Raw genomic sequence first — 22,765 nt, forward strand, 5'->3', positions numbered from 1 at the left:
AATTATTGCAGTCGTACCCCATCGAAAAAGTACACCTGCATTTTGATAAACCGTACTATGCTGTTGGCGATACGGTTTGGTTCAAGGCTTATCTGACAAGTAATATGTATGATTACGATCTCAGTAAGATCGTTTACGTTGAGGTGATGAACGGGCGCGATTCGTTGATGCAAACGCTCAGGATTCCGCTGACAGATGCCCACGTGGGCGAGGGGCACCTCGTGCTGGATCAGGAGTGGTATTCACAGGGCAATTACCGTTTCCGGGCATATACCAAGTGGATGGCTAATTTCGATCCGGCTTATCTCTTCAATAAAATCGTGCCGGTTGGCGATGTATTGAATAACCACTTGCATTATACCATAAATTTCAATGACGTGAGCAAAGGTAAGAGCGCCCGCACACAGGCTGTGATCCAGCTCAAAAATAGGGAAGGGAAACCGCTGAATAACCGGAAGTTAACGTGGACTGCCGCAGCCGGATGGGAACCTATCGATGAAGGGAAAGGTGCGACCGATGCCGTGGGTAATGTAGTTATCACAATCAACGGTAAAGACAGGGAGCTTTTGAAAAAAGGTAACCTACACGTTTCGCTGGCAGCCGACGGGAGCACACCGGCGATGACGGGCACATTTCCATTGCGTTCTGCCCTTTGGGATGCCGACGTTCAGTTTTTCCCGGAAGGAGGCGACTTCATAGCCGGTTTAGCTAAAAAAGTAGCGTTTAAGGCCATCGGCAGCGATGGGCGTGGACTGTCCGTTAAAGGCCGGGTGGTGAACCAACAGGGCAGTGAAGTTGCCGTTGTCAATGACATCCATAAAGGAATGGGATATTTTACTTTCATTCCCGAAGCCGGGAATACCTATTCGGCCGAAGTAACTTTTGAAAACGGAGAAACGCGGAGTTATCCGCTGCCTGCCGTTGCTGAACAGGGCATTAACCTGACGGTATTGAAAGCCGACAGCACGCAATTGCAGCTGGCGATCGTGGCTAATGCGGCTTATTTTAATGCCCATAAGGGGAAGGCTTTTTACCTTATTGCGCAAAGTAACGGCATTCTCTGTTACGCGGCTCAAGCTACGTTGCGCAGCGAGTCGGTATTGGTCAATCTACCCAATGATCGGTTTCCCACCGGCATTGCCCAGCTCACGCTGTTTACTGCAGATGCCAAACCGGTGAGCGAACGGCTGGTGTTTGTGGAAAATGTCAAACCCCTTACGCTTCAGTTAACCAGTGATAAAAAGGAATATGCGGCCAAAGAACCCGTAAAATTACAGTTGGATGTCGAAAATAATGGGTCACCCGCAGCAGGTAGCTATTCTGTAGCCGTGGTAGACGAGACCAAAGTGCCTTACGATGAAAACAAAGAAACCACAATTCTGAGCAATCTGCTGCTGACATCCGATCTTAAAGGTTATATCGAAGATCCTAATTACTATTTCAACCAGCCGGATGAGTCGAAAAGGGAAGCCCTGGACGTGCTGCTGCTTACGCAGGGCTACCGCCGCTTTTCATACACAGATATTATGGCCGACCGTTATCCTCCGGTGTTGTTCTTTCCCGAGCAAGGTATTGAGATTTCCGGTGTTCTACGGTTGAATAATGGCCGGCCGGTAGCCAACGGAGGTCTGTTGCTTTCCATTCCGGACAAAAGTTTCCGTACGGATGTCTATACCGATGAAAACGGACGGTTTGTTTTTAAAGATCTGGTATTTACCGACTCGTCGCGCGTAACGATCAACGCCAGGGGAAACGATAACTACAGGAACATGGTAATTAATCTGGATCCGACGCAATACCCGGGTATCGACACCACAGCATACCGGGCAAATGATATGCTGAATATCGATGAGGCCTTAGCCCGTTACCTGGACAACAGCCGCAATGAATACCGGACATCCATTTTGCTGGAAGAAGTGGAGGTCACCGCCGCTAAAGGGCCGACCTTTTCCCATAAAGACTATCCGGCGATTTCGGGATTGGGCATGGCCGACCACCAAATAAGCGGCGACCGGCTAAAGGGATGCAACAACCTGATTATGTGCTTACAGACGGCGTTGACAGGTGTCACCTATGATGCACAATCTCAGCTTTTTTATATTACCAGGGATTATAATGCCGGCGGACGGATACCGGTGCAGTTTTTTGTGAATGGTATGGCAATGGATGTTCCCGCGCTAAACGGCATCATGCCAGCAGAAGTTTTGGGAATTGAAATTTTCCTCAGGGATGAATTGGGCACGGTAAGCCGCATGTACCAAAACAACGGTGTTGTGGCGATCTACACCAACAAAAAGCAAGAGAAGGGACCGCGGATGTCACTCAGCCAGATCGAGGCCATGCTTCCGAAAAGTAATATCATAGACCTTACACCGCTGGGGTATATCCAAGCGCGTAAGTTTTATGTGCCGAAATACGACACGCCGGAACGGCGGGCGGTAAACGACATCCGTACAACGGTGTATTGGAACCCGGAGGTCACCACCGGTGACGACGGCAAGGCGGGAATAACATTTTATAATGCCGACGGGAAGGGAACCTACCGGGTGGTGGTAGAGGGTGTGGACAGTCAGGGGAATATCGGGCGTGCAACCTACCGCTATACCGTTAAATAGGCAAATAGGAGCCGTTATTCGATGGGTTCGTCTTCAACTTCTTCCTCTACCCATACCACTTTTACTGCGTATGACGATGGCCATACGCCCTTGCCATATTTACGGGCGTATACCTTGGTGAATTCGGCGCCAAAATAGAGGATGGCGGCAGAATAATATATCCAGAGCAGCAAGATAATGATAGCCCCGGCAGCCCCATAGGCTGAAGCTGGCGCACTGTACTGCATGTAAAGGGCTATCAGGTAACGCCCCAGCATAAAGAGTGCTGCCGTGAAGACTGCTCCCCAGATAACATCCCTGAAACGCATGCGTGCATCGGGCAGAAACGTGAAGACAAATCCGAAAAGTGACGTCGTTACCACAAACGTAAGACCGATGTTGATCCATTGCATCAGGTAAATCGAAATATCCGGGAAAAAGCGGTTTATCTGGGAACTCAGCGCAACGATAATACCGTTGGCCATTAATGAAACAATCAATAGAAAACCAAGTCCTAGTACCATGGAAAAGGAAATAGCGCGGTTAAGCAGCATTTTCAGCCATCCTTTTTTGGGTTTCGGACGTACGCCCCAAATACGGTTGAGTGAGTCCTGAATCTCTATAAAAATGGTGGTAGAGCCAATGATCAGGGTTCCTATGCCGATGGCTATGCCGAGCCCGGATTTATTGGAAAGGCTGATGTTCTGGATAATTTGCTGGATTTGGGTTGCGGTTTCAGGGCCGAACATGCCGGCAAATTCTTCGAAAATCTCGGCCCGTGCGTCCTGCTCGCCGGCTAATACTTCTCCATAGATGAACCCCACCACCCAGATAATAATTAACAGGAGCGGCGCGATAGAGAAAATGGTGTAGTATGCGAGCGACGCGCTCATTTTCATGGCGCTGTCTTTTGAGAACTCGGCGAATGTATTGCCAAGCAGTTCAACAATTTCTTTATAGAACGATTTCCGGAGGAATTTCATGGATGCCGTATTCCTGTTAGCTATTCCTGATAGATGCTTTCAATCTCCTTTTCGTAACGCTGTTTAATAACTTTTCGTTTTAAACTCAATTTGGGCGTAAGTTCACCGGCGTCTATGGTCCACTCATGGGGGAGCAAGACAAACTTCTTGGCCTTTTCCCATTGGCCAAACCCCTGGTTCAAGCGATCCAGTTCACGCTGGTATTTATCAATCACTTCGGGCCGCTGAACGACTTCTGCTTTCGAACCGAATGGAATTCCCTTGAGCTTACACCAGTTTTCCAACTGATCGAATGCTGGTACGATAAGCGCAGCCGGAAATTTAAGGTTTTCGCCCACTACCATTACCTGTGCTATCAACGTAGATTCCATGTATTTGTTTTCCAAAGCTTGCGGAGCCACGTACTTTCCGCCGGCTGTCTTGAACATTTCCTTTTTACGGTCGGTAATACGCAAGAAGCCGTCATCATCAAGTTCGCCTATGTCGCCGGTATGGAAAAAGCCGTCGTTGTCAATGGCTTCCGCCGTGGCGGTATCGTTGCCGTAGTAGCCGGAGAAAATACTGGGGCCCTTGCATAAAATTTCACCGTCGGGAGCGATTTTTACCGTTACGCTTTTCAGCACTTTGCCCACCGTTCCGAATTTCACCCCGTCTTTTTCCAAGCTGTTCACGGCAATAACGGGGGATGTTTCCGTAAGGCCGTATCCTTCAAGTACAGGAATGCCGGCTGCCCAGAAGACGCGGGCAAGACGGGGCTGCAGGGCGGCGCCGCCGGAAACGATGAGTTTGATATTGCCCCCCAGCGCGGCCTGCCATTTGCTGAACACCAATTTCCGGGCAATGGACAGCCGTAAATTGAACCATCCGCTGTTTTTGCCGGGCTCCTTGTTGCTGAGCCCCAGGTTCAGTGCCCAAAAGAAGAGCTGTTTCTTGATTCCCGTGAGTTCCTTCCCCTTGGAAACAATGCGGTCATATACTTTTTCAAGCAGCCGTGGTACTGTAGTAAACCCATCGGGCTTTACGTCATTAATATCCGCGACAATGGTATCTAAACTTTCAGCATAATGGATTTCCACACCCTTTGCAAAATATAGATAAACCACCATGCGTTCAAAAATATGACAGAGTGGCAGAAAGCTAAGCGCCTTCTTGAAATAGCTGGGCAATAAATGATGACAATCGGAAACATTGGTCAGCACATTCCGGTGCGAAAGATACACACCTTTGGGGTTACCCGTCGTACCGGAGGTATATATCAGCGTCAATAGGTCGTCCGCAGATACAGCGTCCCGGTATGGGGTCAAATCAATGGCCGACTGGCTTCCTTTCGTTGTCAATTCTTGCCACGACGGTATTCCGGGTACCGGGTCGAACGCATAAATCGGAATATCGAGGTTGTTGGCATCTAAGGCAGCTTTTACTTTTTTGTATAAGTCATTGTTGCTGAGAAAAATGGTTCGAACCGCAGCGTCGTTGATGATAAACGCGAGGTCATGGTCGGATAGCGTGGGGTATAGCGGTACAACCGCCGCACCGAGTTGGTTAATCGCGAAATCACAGAAATTCCATTCCGGCCTGTTGGCCGACATCAATGCAATTTTATCGCCTTTTTTTATGCCTTCGGTCACCAATCCCTTGCTGAGGTTGTCAACAATGGATATAAAATCGGCTGTGGAATAATTTGTCCACTTACCGTCTGCTTTACCGGCTACCATCGACGGCTTTGCAAAACGGGCTTCGTACTGCGTTAGGAGGTCAAAAATTCGAGTTACGACAGTCATATAATTCGTGCTTGGTTCATAATTTTCGCGGTCGTAAAAAACCGTTGCGCATTTAAAGTTAATAATAATTCAGTTTACATCATAGTTTTTAACGAACCTGGCTTCCGAAGCGTCCGACGGCGCTGCGCATGGATCGCTTTTGAAATATTGCCTGACATTATGAAGACATATAAATGTTGGCATTTGTTTTGTGTGGACAGCGGCATGAAAAGAAAACTGATTACCGTATTCATAACCGCTGTTTTTGCCGGATTGGTTCATCAACAGGTGGCGGCACAACAGGGAAGTACATACGACCGGGCCATCGGTGGGCGCTTCGGTGTTGCCAATGGGATTACTTATAAACATTTCCTGAATAGCAGCCATGCCATAGACGGTATCGTGAATTTCCAGGGAAATAGAAATTTCACGATTTTCAAGCTGCTGGGGCTGTATGAAATTCATCAACCGGCCACTTTCGTTGACGTGGAGGGGTTGCAATGGTATTACGGTTTTGGCGGGGGCATTGGCCATTACCGCTATAAAGACACAAACGAAAACAGTTTGGCCTTCAGCGTGGATGGGGTCATCGGGTTGGACTATAAAATTCCCGAAGCTCCCATCAACCTTTCACTGGATTGGAAGCCTACGTTAGAAATATCGCCGGAGCCGGGCCTTCGGTTTGACGGTATCGGGTTGTCGATACGGTTTGTGTTTTAACGCGAGAGCCAGATTCTACCCAGGCTTTCTTGTTCAGCTGTGGCATGTTGCAGCGGTATGATGCTGAATGCCCCTTTGGTATCACGGTTCAGGGTGATGGAGAGCTCGCGGAGCTTTCCATCCCTTGCCACCAGTACATCAAGCTTATCGCCCACTGCTGCGGTCTGTAAAATCCGGTTTAATTCCCTCCCGCCGTTGTCCAGGCGTTCACCATTGATAGCAATCAGTTCATCCTTGACGTTGATGCCGCCATCCCAGGCTCCGGAACCACGGTTTACGCCGGTCACCACGATTCGGCCATCGCTAACGCTGGTGGATACGCCAAAGTCCGGAAGCTCGTGTCCCCTGTTATGGTCTACCAGCTCGTATCCTACGGCATTCAGGTACTGGTTATAGTCTAAAGGTTCCACGGTGTGGGCCGCGCGGAAAATGTCAGCCACCGATACCCCGGCAATATCTTCAATCAGCGCCTGCAGTTCATGCTCTTCAAAACCGCGTTGCTTTTTTACATAAAATTCTTCGTAAGCTGCCTTCAATACGTCATCCAGCCGTTTCTGGCCTTGTGTGGCGGCGAGGATTTTAAGATCGAGCATCATAGCCAGCAGTGCACCTTTATTGTAATAGGATACGCTCGTATTGGCTGAATTTTCGTCCGGTCGATAGTATTTAATCCAGGCGTCAAAGCTGGCCAAAGCCACAGGCTGTATGCGGTTGCCAGCGCGGTTTTCAACCGTATTTACGTCGCCGGCAAGGGCTTGGAGGTAAGCGTTTTCACTGAGGAAGCCGCAGCGCCTCAGGATCAGGTTATCATAGTAAGCCGTGAACCCTTCCATGATCCAGAGCGCTGTTGTGTAATTTTCGGCATCGTAGTCAAATGGGCCCAGTTCAATAGGCCGTAGCCGTTTGACATGCCACAGATGGAAGTACTCATGAGCCACCAGCCCCAAAAAGCCCACATAGGAACGTTCATTTTGGTAGCCGTTACGGCTTGCTCCCAGCACCGTGGAATTGAGGTGTTCCAATCCGCCACCACCCGACTGGTAATTATGCACGATAAATACATAACGTTTGTTCGGGTTTACCCCGAAAATGCGCGTTGCTTCTTCCACGATAGCAGCACAATCGCTCTTCAGGCGCTCTTTATCGTAATTACCGCCGCCTACCATGGCAATCTCATGGTGCACACCGGCCGCCTCGAAAGTGAAAATATCCTGGTTGCCGACCTCGATGGGCGAATCAAACAAAATATCGAAATCCGGTGCGTGAAAAGTATTCGGCTTGCCTGCAACGGGTTCCAGTCCGGTCGAAATCTTAGACCATGTGCGGTAAGGCACGATGGTCACCTCAGCAGGGTGGTCAAGTAAGCCATCCACATACATGAACGTCGCGGCGGGCGACAAAAACGCATGGGCGTCGTCAATGAAATTAGTGCGTACAGAAACCTCGAATCCATAAATCCGGTAGTTTACAATCACCTGGTCTTTTTTACCAGCGGTAATACGCCACGTGTTCTTGCTTATTTTTTTTACCGGCATACGCTCGCCGGCCTCATCACACGCCTCCAGACTTTCTACATGCCTTGAATACTCTCTGACCAGGTACGAGCCGGGTGTCCATACCGGCATTTTGATGTCTATGTAGTCTTTTCGGAGCCCGGAGATCTCCATTTTAATTTCGGCATAATGGGCCTGAGGCTCTTTGAACGAAACCTCAAAAAGTATACGGGGTGCGGCAAGCGCGGAAGATGTGAAGGTAGCCATCAGGATTATTAATTTTATGCGGATTCTTTTCATGACAATATCATTAGGGAAATGCAAAAGTAGGAGTATCGCACGAAGCAACAAAGGAATCCCGCATATTTATGTGCTTGGGACAGAAAGTAGTGAGTGGCATTGGGGTTGCTGTAAAAAAAGTGATACAGCGGTGAAATACTTTGGCGTTTGAAGTAGCTTTGGCGAACGGAAAGACGTATATTTATGTCTTTTTGAAACAGCGGGGTATTCCCAGTCCCCGATTCAGATACTAAAATGAGGAAGAAATATATCTATGTCGCGGTGGCGGTGATAGCTGTGGCTTTTGTAAGTTATCGGCTGACGCGGAACGATGGTGCGAAGGTGCCCGCTCCGGAACCTTCGAGGAGCGGTGCTCCGATGGAGGTGAATGGAGTTGTGGTTATGCCCCGGGAATTCTCCAATGTAATTACATTGTCGGGTTCCGTTGAACCCAATGAACAAGTGCAGATACGTAGCGAAGTGCCGGGTATTATCAGGAGCCTTACCTTCAAGGAGGGAACTATGGTGGCCAAAGGACAATCCCTGTTGCGTATTGATGATTCGGAACTGCAGGCGCAGCTTATCCAGGCGCAGAGCCGGGAAAAACTCGCTGAAGACAACGAAAACAGGGCCCGCCTGTTGCTGGAGAAGGAGGCGATCAGCCAACAGGAATATGATGTGGCCCATGCCGACTTCGAAACGGCCAAAGCTCAGACGGCTTTGATCAAGGCCCAGCTCGCCAAAACCACGGTCCGGGCCCCATTCAGTGGTAAAATAGGCCTTAGATCGGTTTCCGAAGGGGAATACCTGACTCCGACCACTGTGGTGGCTAATTTATTGAGTATCAATCCGGTAAAAATATTATTCTCCGTGCCCGAAAAATACAGCAGCCAAATTAACGTGGGGCAGGGGCTGACCTTCACCGTAAGTGGCTCTAATACCAAGTATAAGGCCGAAATTTATGCCATTGAGCCAGGTGTAGATGCCGCTACGCGCACGATACAGATTCGGGCAATCGCTGAAAACCCCGAAGAGCGATTGTTTCCGGGTGCGTTTGCCCGCGTGGAGCTGCCCCTGGACCGGATAGAAAATGCGGTGCTGGTTCCGACGGAGGCGGTAGTTCCCATACAGAACGGTAAGCAGGTCTACAAACTGGAAAACGGAATTGCTAAGGCAACTCCTGTCGAAGCAGAAAACCGAACCCGTCAGCACGTATTGATCACCAGTGGCATAGCTTTGGGAGATACGGTGTTGGTGTCTGGCATCATGTCGCTTAAAGACGGGGTGCCCGTGCGTGTACAGGTTGTTGAACATGATTAAATCCCTTGACGATGAGTCTCTCTACGATTAGTATCAAAAGGCCGGTTCTTGCTATTGTAATGAACCTGATGATCATGTTATTCGGCGTCATTGGGTATACGTTTTTAGGCGTACGCGAATTTCCGTCCATTGATCCCCCGATAGTGTCGGTCCGGACAAACTACGCCGGTGCCAATCCTGACATAATAGAATCGCAAATCACAGAGCCGTTGGAGCGGGCCATCAACCAGATCGATGGCATACGTAATATTTCCTCGTCGAGCAGTCAGGGATCCAGCCGCATTAATATTGAGTTCTTGTTAAGCAAAGACTTGGAGGAAGCCGCCAATGACGTTCGCGACAAGGTTTCCCAGGCAATGCGTAGCTTACCGCAGGATATCGATGCGCCTCCCGTGGTGTCAAAGGCTGATGCGGATTCCGAGCCGATTATAGTGATGACCGTACAAAGCGAATCTCGATCACCGCTTGATCTTGGGGATATTGCCGAAAACATTATTGCCCAGCGCTTGCAAACACTCCCCGGTGTGAGTTCTGTACAAATCTGGGGTGAAAAGCGGTACGCCATGCGGCTTTGGATCGACCCGCTGCGTTTGGCCGCCTACGGACTCACGCCGCTTGATGTACGTGACGCCCTGAACCGGCAGAATGTTGAGCTGCCCTCAGGGAAAATTGTCGGGGAAAACACCGAACTGGCGATAAAAACCATCGGTAATCTCACTACTGAGGAGGAATTCAATAACCTGATTATCCGGTCGGAAGGCGACCGGATAATCAGGTTCGGCGATATCGGAAACGCGGTGTTGGGGCCTGAAAACCTGGAAACCGAATTCAGGGAGTCAGGGGCGGTTATGGCTGCGTTGGCCATTATCCCGCAACCCGGTACCAATTACATTGATATCGCCAACGTGTTTTATGATCGGTTCGAACAGTTGAAAAACGAGGTGCCCAGCGACATTAAAATGGAAGTGGCAATGGACAATACCTTGTTTATCAAACGCTCCGTCGTCGAGGTGGCGGAAACCATCCTGATTGCGCTGGTGCTGGTGATATCGGTTATTTTTCTTTTTTTCAGGGATTGGGGTATTGCTTTCAGGCCGTTGATCGATATTCCGGTATCGTTGATAGCCACGTTTTTTATCATGTATTTGTTCGGGTTTTCCATTAATGTGCTCACATTGCTGGCTATTGTGTTGGCTACCGGATTGGTGGTTGACGACGGAATTGTGGTCACGGAAAATATATACAAAAAAGTAGAAGAAGGCATGTCGCCAATCATGGCAGCCATCAAAGGTTCGAATGAAATATTTTTTGCCGTCATTTCCATCTCGGTTACCCTGGCTGCCGTTTTTTTGCCGGTAATGTTTATGGAAGGGTTTGTTGGGCGGCTGTTCAGGGAGTTCGGCGTGGTTATCGCGGCAGCGGTATTAATATCGGCCTTCGTCTCTTTGTCGCTCACACCGATGCTGAATGCTTACCTGATGCGCAGTGGAGCCAAACAATCGTGGTTTTATCGGGTTACGGAACCTTACTTCGTAAAAATGACCACCGGTTACGCTAACTCGCTGAAGCGCTTTATGCAAATGAAGTGGATGAGCTTCCCCATATTAGTGATATGCTTTGGACTCATCGCTTGGTTTTGGGTTCACTTACGCAAAGAAACCGCACCTTATGAAGACCGGAGTCTCCTTCGTGCGAGTATAACGGCACCGGAGGGCAGCACCTTCGAATATATGGATCGGTTCATGCTTGAGCTGATTCAGTTGGTGAATGATTCTGTGCCGGAAAAAGCCGTGAATATGGTCAACACATCGCCGGGGTTCGGCGGTACCGGGGGTGCCAATAGTGGAATGATGCGTATAGGTTTGGTGCCGCCGGAAAAGCGGGAGCGTTCACAAGAGGAAATTGCCGAAGCGTTAACTCGGCAGACCCGCAAGTATACCGAAGCACGCACCTTTATTTCGCAACAGCCCACCATTTCGGTAAACCGGCGGGGTGGAATGCCGGTCCAGTATATCATACAAGCACCCAATTTCGAAAAATTGGAAGAGAAAATACCGGAGTTTATGGATAAAGCCACGGCAGACCCCACGTTTGTCAACGTCGACGTAAACCTCAAATTCAATCGGCCAGAACTCAATATCAGTATTGATCGGGAGAAAGCGCAAAGCCTCGGTGTATCGGTAAGGGATGTTGCACAGACACTCCAGCTGTCGTTAAGCGGTCAGCGGTTTGCATATTTTCTAATGAGCGGCAAACAATATCAGGTCATCGGTCAATTCGCAGATCAGGATAGAAGTTCACCCTTGGATCTCGCCACCATCTTCGTGCGAAGCAGTAACGGTGAGCTTGTTCAATTGGATAATGTGGTCAGTATGACGGAACAGAGCAGTCCTCCGCAGCTATATCATAACAATCGTTTTATGTCGGCCACCGTTTCAGCCTCTTTGGCCAAAGGCAAAACCATAGAAGATGGGATTAATGCTATGGATCGCATTGCCGGTGAAGTGCTGGATGATAGCTTTTCGACGGATCTGGGAGGGGAATCACGCGACTTCAAGGAAAGCAGTTCCAATACGCTATTTGCCTTCGGACTGGCGCTGTTGCTGGTGTACCTGATCTTAGCGGCACAGTTTGAGAGTTTCATTGATCCGTTTATCATCATTCTTACGGTACCGATGGCGGTTGCCGGGGCTATGCTGTCCCTTTGGTTAACGGGTGAATCATGGAACATCTTTAGCCAAATCGGTACCGTCATGCTCATCGGGCTGGTCACTAAAAACGGCATTCTCATCGTCGAGTTCGCCAATCAGTTAAAAGAACGTGGCAGGCCAACGAAACAAGCTATTGTAGAGGCAGCCGAAGCGCGGTTGCGTCCGATATTGATGACCAGTTTGACTGTTGCATTGGGCGCGCTTCCCATCGCACTGGCATTGGGTGCAGCGGCTACAAGCCGTATCGGCATGGGGGTTGTTATTGTCGGCGGGACATTGTTTTCGCTGATTCTTACGCTGTACATCATCCCGGCAGTTTATGCGATGTGGTCGAGAGCCTATAAGCCTAATGCGGAACTGGAGGAAGCGAAACGTATAGAGGAAGAGGTGTTAGCACGTGCCCATTAAGCTATGAAGAGATTGTTTTATTTCGCCTTGATGATGAGCCCTTTAATCGGCTTCTCGCAAACTGAACTGACACTGGAAGAGGCCATCGCCATTGCGTTGGAAAATAACTATGATATCCGGTTGGTATCAAAAGATGTGGCTATCGCCGCAAATAATGTAAACATCGGTAATGCCGGTATGCTGCCCAGTGTTTCTGGTAATGTTTCGGCTGCCGCGGGCATACAGAACACCGCACAAACGCTGCTTTCCGGTGAACAACGAGAGGTGCGGGGAAATAATACCAGTTCTACCGCGTATGGAGCTAGTCTTGACTGGACAATTTTTGACGGCTTACAGATGTTTACGCGATATGAGCAGCTCAAGGCGTTAAGAGCACTGGGCGAAGCCAATATGAAAGCAACCATTCTGACCACGGTGTATGACGTGATGAGCAGTTATTTCGATTTGGTGCAGCAGAAGCAGCTTATCAATGCAACGCAGATTGCATTGGAATTATCAGCTTTCCGGCACCAGACGGCGGAAAACCGCTATCAGATCGGACAAGCGTCCAAATTGGAAGTGCTGGCAGCCAGTGTGGATCTCAATACCGATACAACTAACCTGCTGCGGCAACGGGATCAGTACCGGAGTACGCAAATCAGGCTCAACGAGCTATTGGCGCGGGATGTAAATCAGGATTTCAGCGTTGCTGATACGTTCCTTATCGAAAGCGGCCTTGATTATGAACGGCTGTCGCAGCAAGCAAAGCAACTCAATCCGACGTTGCAATCGGCTATTGTAAATCATCGGTTGAGCCAATTGGAACTGAAACGGGTGAAGGGGGAACGCTATCCTGTGGTGAACGTTTCGTCTGCCTATACCCGTAGCCAATCGAGTACACAGTTGGGGTTCGCCACGCATTCTCGGAATAATGGTTTCAGTTATGGGATTGCGGCTTCGGTCCCGATTTTTAACGGGTTCATCCAGCGGCGCAACGAGAAGAACGCTGAGTTTGCCATGGAGGCCGCCGAAATTGAGGTAGAACGGGTAGGTCAACAGATCGAATCGCAATTGCTGGCTGCTTACCAAACTTACCTAATGAATCTGGAATTGGTCAGACTGGAGGAAAGAAACCGAGAAATAGCCCGCGATAACCTGAATATTACGCTGGAGAAGTTCAAGCTTGGAAGTATTGCACCGCTTGAATTCCGCGAGGCCCAACGTAATTTTGTAGATGCCAGTGTACGGTTCAGTGCTGCGCAGTACCAGGCCAAGTTAGCCGAAATGACGTTGAACCAGATTGCCGGAACATTGAAAATGGATTGACGGTTTTTACAGACTTTTTTGTAAATTTGATGTCCGAAAAACGCTAACGAGTAAATGTATATTGGATGATATTGGTAGCAGATAGCGGTTCCTCTCAATCAGACTGGATGTTAGCATTGCCGGAAGCCAAGCCCTTGTCTTTCATTACTAAGGGACTGAACCCATTTTTCGTGAATGAAAAAGACATTGCGAAGATTATCCAGCATGCCGAAGAGATCACGCCGTATGCAGACCGTGTGAGCGAGGTGTATTTTTTCGGATCGGGCTGTTCGAGTCCCGATCGGCGAGAAATGGTCTCTAACGCGTTGTCGCAGCTCTTCACCAATGCCTTTATTTCTGTAGAAACAGATTTGGTAGGGGCCGCTTATGCCACGTGCGGTAGCCGTAAAGGCTATATCGCAACACTGGGTACCGGCTCGGACATCAGCTTTTTCGATGGCGCTGAAGTATTGCCCACCCGCCAAGGGATGGGATATGTGCTCGGTGATGAAGGGTCAGGTGTTTGGTTTGGAAAACAATTGGTCACCAAGTTTCTTTACGGTACCATGCCAGTCGACCTCGCAGGCAAGTTCCAATCCCAATACCGCATAAATAAGGAAATTGTTATCAAGAACGTATACCAACGCGCAACGCCGAACGCTTACCTGGCATCATTCGCCCCTTTTATGGGTGAATACAGTAAACATCCCTTTGTGGATGACCTGCTCAGAGCCGGCTTCAGAGAGTTCGTTATAACGAATATTAAGCCTTTTCCGGACTATCGTGACTATGTCTGCCATTTTGTGGGCTCTATTGCATTTTATTTCGAACCACAGCTACGCGAGGTGTGCGAGCAGTATGGGGTTAAGGTCGGAAAAGTGCTGAGGCGGCCGATCAAGGAGTTGTTCGACTACGTCGTCCAACGGGAAAAGAACTACGAGATTCAATTATAGGGGTTTAAACACCATTGCCATGAAATCAATACTGTTAATGCTTGCTGCCGCACTATATGGAGGCGCGGCAACCGATGTGCATGATTTTACCATCACCACCATCGATGGGAAGGAAGTCAAACTCTCCCAGTTTAAAGGGAAAAAGCTGTTGATTGTTAACACCGCCTCAGCGTGCGGTTTTACCAAGCAGTATGCCGGATTACAGGAATTATCAGAGAAATATGCTGATAAAGTAGTCGTGATCGGTTTCCCGGCCAATGATTTCGGCGGTCAGGAGCCGGGAACAAACGCTGAAATCCAAGGCTTTTGCGAAAAGAACTTTGGAGTTACTTTCCTGCTGGCAGAGAAGAGCAGTGTAAAAGGGAGCGATATATCACCATTGTTTAGTTATTTAACCACCGCACCCAACCCTGATTTTACAGGAGATATCAAGTGGAACTTCGAAAAGTTCCTGATTGATGAGCAAGGGAAATTAATTCATCGGTTCCGTTCGAAAGTTGAACCCTTAAGCCAGGAACTTACCAGCAAATTATAATCTATACCTCCCTGTGTTGGAAAAAACAGGCCCGGCATCGTGGCTCGTAATGTTCTTTCTCACCCAACAGTAATTGCTGCTCGGCTGCGGCAATGCGGTATGAATAGGTTGCCGGAGCGCCGCACCGCATACATACGGCATGCACTTTGGTAACATGCTCTGCGATGGCCATGAGGTTGGGGACGGGGCCGAATGGCCGACCTTTAAAATCCATGTCTAAGCCAGCCACAATAACGCGGATGCCCTTGTTGGCCAACGTGGTGCATACATCGGGCAAATTTTCATCGAAAAACTGGGCTTCATCTATGCCTACTACGCTTGTTTCGCTCCCTATTGCCAGCATAGCCAATGAGTTTTCCACCGGCAAAGAAGGAATGCTGTTACTGTCATGCGAAATGATGTACGTATCGTGGTAACGGGTGTCGATTTTTGGCTTAAAAAGCTCCACGGAGAGTTTGGCAAACTGCGCACGCCGCATTCTGCGGATCAGTTCTTCCGTTTTACCCGAAAACATGGAACCGCAAATCACTTCTATACTGCCATATGAAGCGTCCCGCTGCCTAAACCGATCTTCAGAAAACAACATGTGCGTTTATTGTTATGCTTTTTCAGTCCAGAATTATCTCGTCACAAGGGGTGCTAATATCAGAATTTAATATTAATTTTGACTACGGTTTCACAATAAAGCAAGAACACTTTTATAGGTATGGCGACGAAAAAACAGTTATTAGCGAAGATAGGAGAATTAATCGAAGACATTAATGGTCAATACCAGGAACTGAAGGAAGAGGGTGCGGCCCAGGAAGCCTTAAGAGCGGATCTATTTGAAGCCACAACGAACTATTTTGCAGCCCATGTGGCCGTATACGCTAAATTAATTAAAGACGGATATCATCCGTCGGAGATCAATAAGAGGCATCCGGACGCGGAAGTGCGCCCGGCTGAAGGCACAGTCGCTCCGGAACCGAGCGCGGAATCCAACGGTGCAACTGAAATCACCTTTACCCCTCCAATAGACGGTGACAGGGAGAAGGCATTGCATGCCAAACAACTTAGTGAAGTGAGCGAAAGTGCTGACGAATCTATGGACGAGGTCGATGGGGGAAGCACAGCGGCGGAAATGGAAGAGGGGAGTACGTTCGGTCTCGATGGCGATCGCATTTATCAATCGGACGAACCAGCGAACGAACCCAAGGCCCCCGTGCAGGAAAGTACCGTCCGGGAAGAACGTGTTTCCGAAGGAAACGATGTGCAGAAAAATGCTGAACAGGAAGACCGGGCTAAGGAAAACTTAGCCGAAGCCAAAGAAGAAGAGGTCGTTAAACCGGTTACTATAGCTGAAAAAGCGGTACAGGTAGCTGCGTCGGAGCTGCCCAAGCAATCGCCGGCGGAGCCGGAAAGGCCGGCGCGTCCGCTTACCCTCAATGAAATGATTTCAGCCCAGCGGAAAGCCGGCGCTTCTCCATTTTCTGCGCAACGGAAGGACACCGACCGTGTTACGGATATTAAATCGGCCATTAGCCTCAATGATAAGCTGTTGTTTATAAAAGATCTCTTCAACGGTTACAGTTTAGCCTATAGTGAAGCCATAGAATTGCTTAACCGGTATGACGACTTCTCATCAGCTGACGCATTCTTGCAAACAAACTATGCGAAGAAGAACAATTGGGCCGAGAAACAGGCTACGGTGGATAAGCTCTATGCCATTCTCCGGAAACGGTTTGGATAAAAGGAGAATTACCGCAGGCTTACGGCGCCATAGCGCGAGTTAATGTTTACGGTATTGTTTACCGCTTTATTCCAATAGCCGGAGTAACTCTTGGCGGTATGGCTTTCCGATCGGCTATCGATGCTGATGTGTCGATTGTCATAATTGAAACCGCCGTAGCTGACCGCCACGTTGAAGTTGAACTCAGCGTCAGATGCCGGTTGTATTTCGACGTTGGAATACGCAGCAGACACTTGGGCACTTTTTATTGAAGGCCCCAATCCCATTTTGAATCCCGCGCTGTACCGTAGGCTGACCTCGGCGGTCCGGTTTACCCGGCCAACTTCGCTCCCGCTCGAATAGTTGAGCGCCAGGGTTAGTGTTTCTGCTTCCGCAAGGGTGAATTCGCCATAGCGGACGGAAACATCAGCGGCATTAAGATATTTGATTTTGGCCTTGGAATAAGCCACCGCCACGGAATTATCCCCGCTGTTAAGCCGTCCCGTGCTGAGACTGCCGTAGCTTACGGATATAGCGACCTTGCCATCTCTGTCGTCCAGTTCTATGGCACCATATCGGTTTACGAGCGTCAACTCGTTTCCTTTGGGCAGAAACACCTCATAATCGATCTGCAATGCCCGGTCGCTCACACCGCCGGTGAATGATGTCCACCAATTAGAACCTCCGCCGGAAGAAATGCTCGTTTTGAAAGTGATGTCGTTTCCGTGTTTCGACTCGTCAATGTAGACGCGATCCAAGGCTTCCTGTGCCCGCTTTTCGGAACTTTCAGCGGTACGGACCCGGATGGTAACCTTAGCTTCGTTGCGGTTCCAGTTGTGTACTTTTATTTTACCGTATCGATTGTCAATAGCGAGCCGGTGTTTACTATTGACGGGATAGGATTTCTCGATGACCTTTTCTTTCTGAAACCCGAAAAGATGATCGAGGTCGGGCTGGTCTTGAAGTCGTTGCCAATCCAGTTGTGCCAACTGATCGCCGATTGCCTGCAACTGTTCGGTTAGCATCGGCTCATGAGCGATATCTATGGAAGCCACTGCGTCGGCTACTGCCATATTGATTTCAGCGTTAAGCTGATTAAGGCTTCTATCTAAGGTAGACTGGGCGATCGTTTCGGCACCGGAAATGCCGGAAAGCAATGAAACGATAGTTGCCGATGCGTAAGCACTAAATCTGTTCATTTCTGGCTTGGCTTTTAGTTTGGTTAATGTAATTCAACACTTCAAGTTGCTGGCTGAGTACCTCAATTTGGGCTTGGAGATTACGAATCATGGCTTCCAGCGTAAGCGCTTTGTTAGGGCTTTCCTTGAACTCCAGTTTCAGCGCTTCATAGTTTGCTTCCATTTGGTTGAGCACTTTGGAAAACTCCCCGTATAACGTTGGATTTGACGTGGCAATATACGCTACAGAATCCTTTTTTTGCATAACTAATTGTGCATAAATCTGTTGTTCCGCAGCTAAATCGGGGTTTACTTTGCTATAATCATGGTAAGCCTGCTGTTTTCCATAGAAATAGATGACCATGCCTGCCGTGCCAATCAAAAAAGTGATGGCTGCTACTTTGAGGAGCCGCCTGAGCTGTATCCTTAACGTAGGGGTGTGGCGTTGTGGTTGTTCGTTTTTATCGAGTTCATCGGCGATGCGCTGCCACAGCATGGACGGCGGGTTTACGTCATCAAATGCAGCCCTGTTTTCGGTAATGAATGTTTTCAGATCCTTTTTCATTGCTCCTCCTTTACTCCATTCAGTTTGCTAAATAATCCAGTAATTTCCGTTTTCCGCGAAGGAACTGGCTTCTCGATGTCGCTTCACTGATACGCAGAATATGTGCAATCTCTTCATGGTCATACCCTTCAAGCAAGTACAAGGTAAGTACCAGACGATATCCGTCAGGTAATTTCCCGATAGCGGCCTTGATGGTTTCTACCTTGAATGCCACCACATCTTCCCCCGGTTCTTCCTCTGCCCATGCGTCGCCGTCATCGAGCGGTTGCATGTCCAGTTTCCGCTTACGTAATGCAGATATCGATTTGTTTATTACAATTTGTTTCATCCATAAACCAAACGTACATTCCTGGCGGAAACTGTCTAAGCGCGTGAAGGCATCGAGGAAGGCTTCTTGCAACACATCAGCTGCTTCGGCCTCATCCTGTACAATGCGGAGCGCTGTATTGTACATAGCCTTTGCATACAGATTATATAGTTTGAACTGGGATTGCCGGTCGCCCCGCCTACAGGCCATCACCAGTTCATCGTGCTTGTCGTTAAATTGGGGTTCCAACTGTTTGCTTTGTTTCTGTGGTTTTAAATAGCGCTATTCCATTGCCTCCAGCGACGTTCAATTCAACCTGCTTGACAATAGACGCAAGGAAAGTGCAGGTGTTGCATGGACGTAAAAAAATAATAAGTGTCTGTCGAAAAAAGTATTTTTGCGCAGATGCATAAAATTATATTGAAGAAAGGCAAAGACAAGGCCGCCAGGCAGCTGCACCCCTGGGTTTTTTCCGGTGCTATTGCGGGTTATGAAGGTAACCCGTCTGACGGGGAAGTGGTAAGTGTGGCCGATTGGTCCGGAGATTTTGTCGGCTATGGGATATACAATGGCCAATCGCGCGTGGCCGTCCGTTTAATGGAGTGGGATGAAGCAGCTGTGCCAGACGAACCATGGTGGCGGGTGCGCATCGGAAAGGCTATCGCGGCACGTAAACACCTGATGGGCTCATCAGATACGGATGCCTTAAGATTGGTTTTTGCGGAAGCGGATTTCTTACCGGGACTGGTTGTGGACTATTATGCAGGATTCATATCCATACAAGTGCATTCGGCTGGTGTTGAGCGTATGAAGCGGGTGATTGTAGACGAGCTGAGCCAATTATTGCGCCCACGGGGTATTTATGAGCGGAGCGATGCCAATGCGCGTGCTCATGAGGGGTTGCCGGTGGTAAACGGCAGTTTGTCGGGCGGTCAGCCGCCGGGTTGGGTGGAAGTGAAAGAAAACGGCATCCGCTACGAGGTTAACATCGCTGAAGGGCAAAAATCAGGTTTTTATTGTGACCAGCGAGAGAACCGTTTGTTGACAGCTCGATATGCTGAAGGGCGACGGGTGCTCGACTGCTTTTGCTATTCGGGCGGATTTACGCTTAACGCGCTGGCGCATGGGGCGCAAGAAGTGGTCAGTGTAGACAGTTCAGCCCTCGCCATTGAAGCATTGCAGAAAAATGTATCACTGAATGGTTTTGATAACAACCGGCATACTGCGGTACAGGGTGATGTGAATAAACAGCTCCGGGCATTTGCCGATGCGGGGGAACGTTTTGATCTCATCATCTTGGATCCACCGAAATACGCGCCTTCGCGCGCTGGCTTGGAAAAGGCTGCCCGGGCTTACAAGGATTTAAACCGACGGGGACTGCTGCTCTTAGGGCGTGGAGGGCTGCTGGCTACGTTCTCCTGTTCTGCGGCCATGGATATGGCAACCTTTAAGCAAGTGTTGGCATGGGCAGCATTGGATGCCGGCCGGGAAATTCAATTTATCCGTCAGTTTGCGCAACCGGAAGACCACCCCATCCGTGCTTCTTTTCCTGAAGGGGAATACCTGAAAGGACTATTGTGCCGGGTCGTGTAGGCAGTTGTCCAACGCGGCCCGGATCACATCACACGCTTGCCGGATTTCGTGGTCGTCGATAGTAAGTGGGGGGGCAATACGCAGGGCGGTTTCGCAGTGAAGGAACCAATCGATTATCACCCCGTTTGCCGCGCAGTAAGTACTGACGCGCTCTACCTGGGCGAAGCTATCGAGTTGGAGCGCCATCATCAGGCCGATGCCGCGGATTTCGCGGACAACCGGATGCCGGAGGTACTGGCGGAATAGTTGTGCTTTTCTTTCCGCGTCTGCCGCCAGCCGATTATCCAATATCACATGAAGCGACGCCAGTGCCGCGGCGCAGCTGACCGGGTGGCCCCCGAAGGTAGTGATATGGCCGAGCATGGGATTATCTTTGATGACATCCATCACTTCTTTGCGCGCCACGAAGGCGCCGATAGGCATCCCGCCTCCCATACCTTTGGCCAGCAGGAGGATATCGGGAACGATAGCATAATGCTCAAAAGCAAACAACCTGCCCGTCCGGCCGAATCCGGTTTGTATTTCATCGAAAATAAGCAAAGTCCCCGTTTCGTCACAGCGTTTACGTACAGCCTGTATATATTCCCTGTCGGGAATACGGATCCCTGCTTCGCCCTGAACCGCTTCAAGGACAACGGCGGCGGTGGCGGAGGTTATCCGTTCAACGTCCTTAGGGTCGTTATAGCTTATAAAACGGATTTCAGGTAAAAGAGGGGCGTAGGCCTTATGATATTCCGTGTTGCCGATAAGACTGAGCGCGCCTTGTGTGCTCCCGTGGTAAGCCTTTTCTGCAGCGATGATTTCACGGCGTCCGGTAAACTTCTTGGCTATCTTCATTGCTCCTTCCGTGGCTTCGGTTCCCGAATTGGTGAAATACACGGAATCAAGGCGCCCCGGGAGTACATCCAATAGCTTGGTGGCCAGCATAACCTGAGGAGCTTGTACGAACTCACCGTACACGGTTACGTGAAGATATTTGGCTAATTGTTCAGAAATGGCTTCCAGCACTTTGGGGTGCCGATGACCTATATTACTTACGGCAAACCCTGATACCAGGTCAATATAGGCTTTGCCTCCCGGGCCGTAAAGGTAACAGCCTTCCGCACGTTCAACCTCTATTAGCCGAGGTGAATTAGAAGTCTGTGCCGTATTTAACAGAAAAAGCTGTCGGTTGCTGAGCATTACTCATGATCCTTGTCGCGCCGGCGGTGTTGCAGCTCGCGAAGCAGGTAATTCTTGAACTCCTCCTCCACTTCAAAGAAACGCGATGCACGGGCGTGGCCTATGACATCGGCAAAACGTTTCCGGTAATTTTTTTTCACTTCCAGCTCCTTGGCATCAAAAGCAAGTACATCACGGTTTCCGGGATTAAAGCCATTGCTGTGAAGTTGTTTGTTCTGCAGGTTGTGGCCCTGCATTTTTGCGCCCCGTTTCTCGTTTCTCAGGCGGGATATCGCTCTGAAATACTGGTTATATATCGGGAAAAACTTTTGTGCTTCTGAAGGCGTAAGGTTCAACTCCCGGGTAATGAAAGCAATTTTTTCCGTTTCGATTCGTTCAAATCGTTCCGCCCTGGTTTCCTGTGCCTTGATGGAGACAGCAGAAAGCAGCATAATGGCTATCAGATTTAACTGTTTTTTCACGGTCATTTTAAAGCGTATTATTAAGGTATGCTTCGATATCCTCTTCGTTCAAACCTTCACCGATATTACGCTCCCCAAAGTCTTCGAGGTGCTCCGAGATGTACGTGATGTCACTTGTTGTTCCATACAGCTCCAGGTAATTAATGATGTCCTGGTCAGAAACCAAAGCCAATGGTTCCCGTGTGATGGCTTGATCTTGGCCGGGAAGCCTGAGCAACCCGGTAATGCCCACCGCTAAGGCAATGCAAGCGGCGGCGGCATATGCCACCCACCGGACAGGCGCCAGCTTCCGGGACGTGGCTGGAACTGCCAAGGCGCGCCGCAACGTACGCTCCCGTAAAGCATCGAAATAATTGCCTGGAACCGTAAAGCCGGGGCTGTCGGTTTTTTCCTGCAATTTATACAGGTTAAACGACTGCTCCTCGAGCTTATTAAAGTACCCTTCGGGTGCAATAAACCCAGCTTCACTTACCGCGCTTTTCAGCTTTTGCTCCTTGACATTGGCCAAAATGCGTTGTTCCAACTGCTCGAAATAGCCCGGCGGTACGTCAAAGGCGTCTTCCGAGGCCTTGATAACATTGCATCTTTGCAGGATATACCGCTGCATCTCTTCAAAATATCCCGCAGGTACAGTATATGGATTCACACGTAAAGCGTCTGGCAGAAGGCCTGATGCCTCAGAATCATGGTATGTGTGTTTATCCTTCATGGTACTCCTTAGATGTGCTTGC

The 22,765-nt window shown here is 49.3% G+C and carries 19 protein-coding genes; 9 read left to right on the forward strand and 10 right to left on the reverse strand.

Annotated elements, in window-relative coordinates; translation table 11 throughout:
- The first annotated feature begins 5 nt into the window (after positions 1-5).
- The gene (locus tag BM030_RS02300) at positions 6-2,615 is read left to right on the forward strand and encodes a carboxypeptidase-like regulatory domain-containing protein (protein WP_139215784.1); all 2,610 of its coding nucleotides are present in this window, start codon (positions 6-8) and stop codon (positions 2,613-2,615) included.
- 14 nt (positions 2,616-2,629) lie between these two features.
- Here the strand turns inward: BM030_RS02300 and BM030_RS02305 are convergent, their stop codons facing one another.
- Together BM030_RS02305 and BM030_RS02310 are read right to left on the reverse strand one after the other, a co-directional pair.
- Positions 2,630-3,577 carry a YihY/virulence factor BrkB family protein gene (locus tag BM030_RS02305; RefSeq protein ID WP_090970621.1) on the reverse strand — a complete coding sequence of 316 codons (948 nt, stop codon included), beginning with the start codon at positions 3,575-3,577 and terminating at the stop codon, positions 2,630-2,632.
- 20 nt (positions 3,578-3,597) lie between these two features.
- Positions 3,598-5,358, reverse strand: coding sequence for an AMP-dependent synthetase/ligase (locus tag BM030_RS02310; protein WP_090970623.1), 1,761 nt, complete (start codon positions 5,356-5,358; stop codon positions 3,598-3,600).
- Positions 5,359-5,562: 204 nt separating this feature from the next.
- Here BM030_RS02310 and BM030_RS02315 point away from each other — a divergent pair, with 204 nt between their 5' ends.
- On the forward strand, positions 5,563-6,057 hold the full coding sequence (locus BM030_RS02315; protein ID WP_244518614.1) for a hypothetical protein: 495 nt from the start codon (positions 5,563-5,565) through the stop codon (positions 6,055-6,057).
- On the opposite strand, the gene BM030_RS02320 is transcribed toward BM030_RS02315, so the two are convergent.
- Complete coding sequence (locus tag BM030_RS02320; RefSeq protein WP_090970625.1) at positions 6,054-7,850, reverse strand: M61 family metallopeptidase; 1,797 nt, start codon at positions 7,848-7,850, stop codon at positions 6,054-6,056. The two genes, BM030_RS02315 and BM030_RS02320, sit on opposite strands and share 4 nt — an antisense overlap.
- Before the next feature lie 234 nt (positions 7,851-8,084).
- Here BM030_RS02320 and BM030_RS02325 point away from each other — a divergent pair, with 234 nt between their 5' ends.
- The 5 genes from BM030_RS02325 to BM030_RS02345 all read left to right on the forward strand — a co-directional run bounded on the left by BM030_RS02325 (position 8,085) and on the right by BM030_RS02345 (position 15,040).
- Positions 8,085-9,149, forward strand: a complete 1,065-nt coding sequence (locus BM030_RS02325) for an efflux RND transporter periplasmic adaptor subunit (protein WP_090970626.1) — start codon at positions 8,085-8,087, stop codon at positions 9,147-9,149.
- An 11-nt stretch (positions 9,150-9,160) separates the two neighbouring features.
- The gene (locus BM030_RS02330; RefSeq protein ID WP_090970628.1) at positions 9,161-12,268 is read left to right on the forward strand and encodes an efflux RND transporter permease subunit; all 3,108 of its coding nucleotides are present in this window, start codon (positions 9,161-9,163) and stop codon (positions 12,266-12,268) included.
- 3 nt (positions 12,269-12,271) lie between these two features.
- Positions 12,272-13,573 (forward strand): TolC family protein, encoded by a 1,302-nt coding sequence (locus BM030_RS02335; RefSeq protein ID WP_090970630.1) that lies wholly within the window; start codon positions 12,272-12,274, stop codon positions 13,571-13,573.
- Between the two features lie 65 nt (positions 13,574-13,638).
- Entirely contained in the window at positions 13,639-14,505 is an 867-nt protein-coding gene (locus tag BM030_RS02340; protein WP_090970632.1) for an N-acetylglucosamine kinase, read from the forward strand.
- A gap of 19 nt (positions 14,506-14,524) precedes the next feature.
- Entirely contained in the window at positions 14,525-15,040 is a 516-nt protein-coding gene (locus BM030_RS02345) for a glutathione peroxidase (RefSeq protein ID WP_090970634.1), read from the forward strand.
- A 1-nt stretch (position 15,041) separates the two neighbouring features.
- Here the strand turns inward: BM030_RS02345 and BM030_RS02350 are convergent, their stop codons facing one another.
- Positions 15,042-15,626 (reverse strand): thymidine kinase, encoded by a 585-nt coding sequence (locus tag BM030_RS02350; RefSeq protein ID WP_090970636.1) that lies wholly within the window; start codon positions 15,624-15,626, stop codon positions 15,042-15,044.
- A 120-nt stretch (positions 15,627-15,746) separates the two neighbouring features.
- Here BM030_RS02350 and BM030_RS02355 point away from each other — a divergent pair, with 120 nt between their 5' ends.
- The gene (locus BM030_RS02355) at positions 15,747-16,769 is read left to right on the forward strand and encodes a prolipoprotein diacylglyceryl transferase (protein ID WP_090970638.1); all 1,023 of its coding nucleotides are present in this window, start codon (positions 15,747-15,749) and stop codon (positions 16,767-16,769) included.
- Between the two features lie 8 nt (positions 16,770-16,777).
- Here BM030_RS02355 and BM030_RS02360 read toward each other — a convergent pair whose 3' ends face one another.
- The 3 genes from BM030_RS02360 to BM030_RS02370 are packed head-to-tail and all read right to left on the reverse strand — an operon-like array spanning position 16,778 to position 19,047.
- The gene (locus tag BM030_RS02360) at positions 16,778-17,947 is read right to left on the reverse strand and encodes a hypothetical protein (RefSeq protein WP_090970640.1); all 1,170 of its coding nucleotides are present in this window, start codon (positions 17,945-17,947) and stop codon (positions 16,778-16,780) included.
- Positions 17,934-18,491: a hypothetical protein gene (locus tag BM030_RS02365; RefSeq protein WP_090970642.1), complete on the reverse strand. Its 558-nt coding sequence runs from the start codon at positions 18,489-18,491 to the stop codon at positions 17,934-17,936. Before BM030_RS02365 ends, BM030_RS02360 begins: the two co-directional genes overlap by 14 nt.
- Before the next feature lie 19 nt (positions 18,492-18,510).
- Positions 18,511-19,047, reverse strand: a complete 537-nt coding sequence (locus BM030_RS02370) for an RNA polymerase sigma factor (protein WP_090970644.1) — start codon at positions 19,045-19,047, stop codon at positions 18,511-18,513.
- A gap of 156 nt (positions 19,048-19,203) precedes the next feature.
- Here BM030_RS02370 and BM030_RS02375 point away from each other — a divergent pair, with 156 nt between their 5' ends.
- Positions 19,204-20,391 carry a class I SAM-dependent rRNA methyltransferase gene (locus tag BM030_RS02375; protein ID WP_090970646.1) on the forward strand — a complete coding sequence of 396 codons (1,188 nt, stop codon included), beginning with the start codon at positions 19,204-19,206 and terminating at the stop codon, positions 20,389-20,391.
- On the opposite strand, the gene BM030_RS02380 is transcribed toward BM030_RS02375, so the two are convergent.
- Genes BM030_RS02380 through BM030_RS02390 form a run of 3 tightly spaced genes read right to left on the reverse strand, consistent with a single transcriptional unit; the run spans position 20,371 to position 22,743 of the window.
- Positions 20,371-21,573 carry an aspartate aminotransferase family protein gene (locus BM030_RS02380; RefSeq protein WP_090970648.1) on the reverse strand — a complete coding sequence of 401 codons (1,203 nt, stop codon included), beginning with the start codon at positions 21,571-21,573 and terminating at the stop codon, positions 20,371-20,373. The two genes, BM030_RS02375 and BM030_RS02380, sit on opposite strands and share 21 nt — an antisense overlap.
- Positions 21,573-22,040 carry a hypothetical protein gene (locus BM030_RS02385; protein ID WP_090970651.1) on the reverse strand — a complete coding sequence of 156 codons (468 nt, stop codon included), beginning with the start codon at positions 22,038-22,040 and terminating at the stop codon, positions 21,573-21,575. Before BM030_RS02385 ends, BM030_RS02380 begins: the two co-directional genes overlap by 1 nt.
- A gap of 1 nt (position 22,041) precedes the next feature.
- Entirely contained in the window at positions 22,042-22,743 is a 702-nt protein-coding gene (locus BM030_RS02390) for a hypothetical protein (RefSeq protein WP_139215785.1), read from the reverse strand.
- Positions 22,744-22,765 lie beyond the last annotated feature (22 nt).

The organism is Parapedobacter composti, from assembly GCF_900112315.1.
Classification (GTDB): Bacteria; Bacteroidota; Bacteroidia; order Sphingobacteriales; family Sphingobacteriaceae; genus Parapedobacter; species Parapedobacter composti.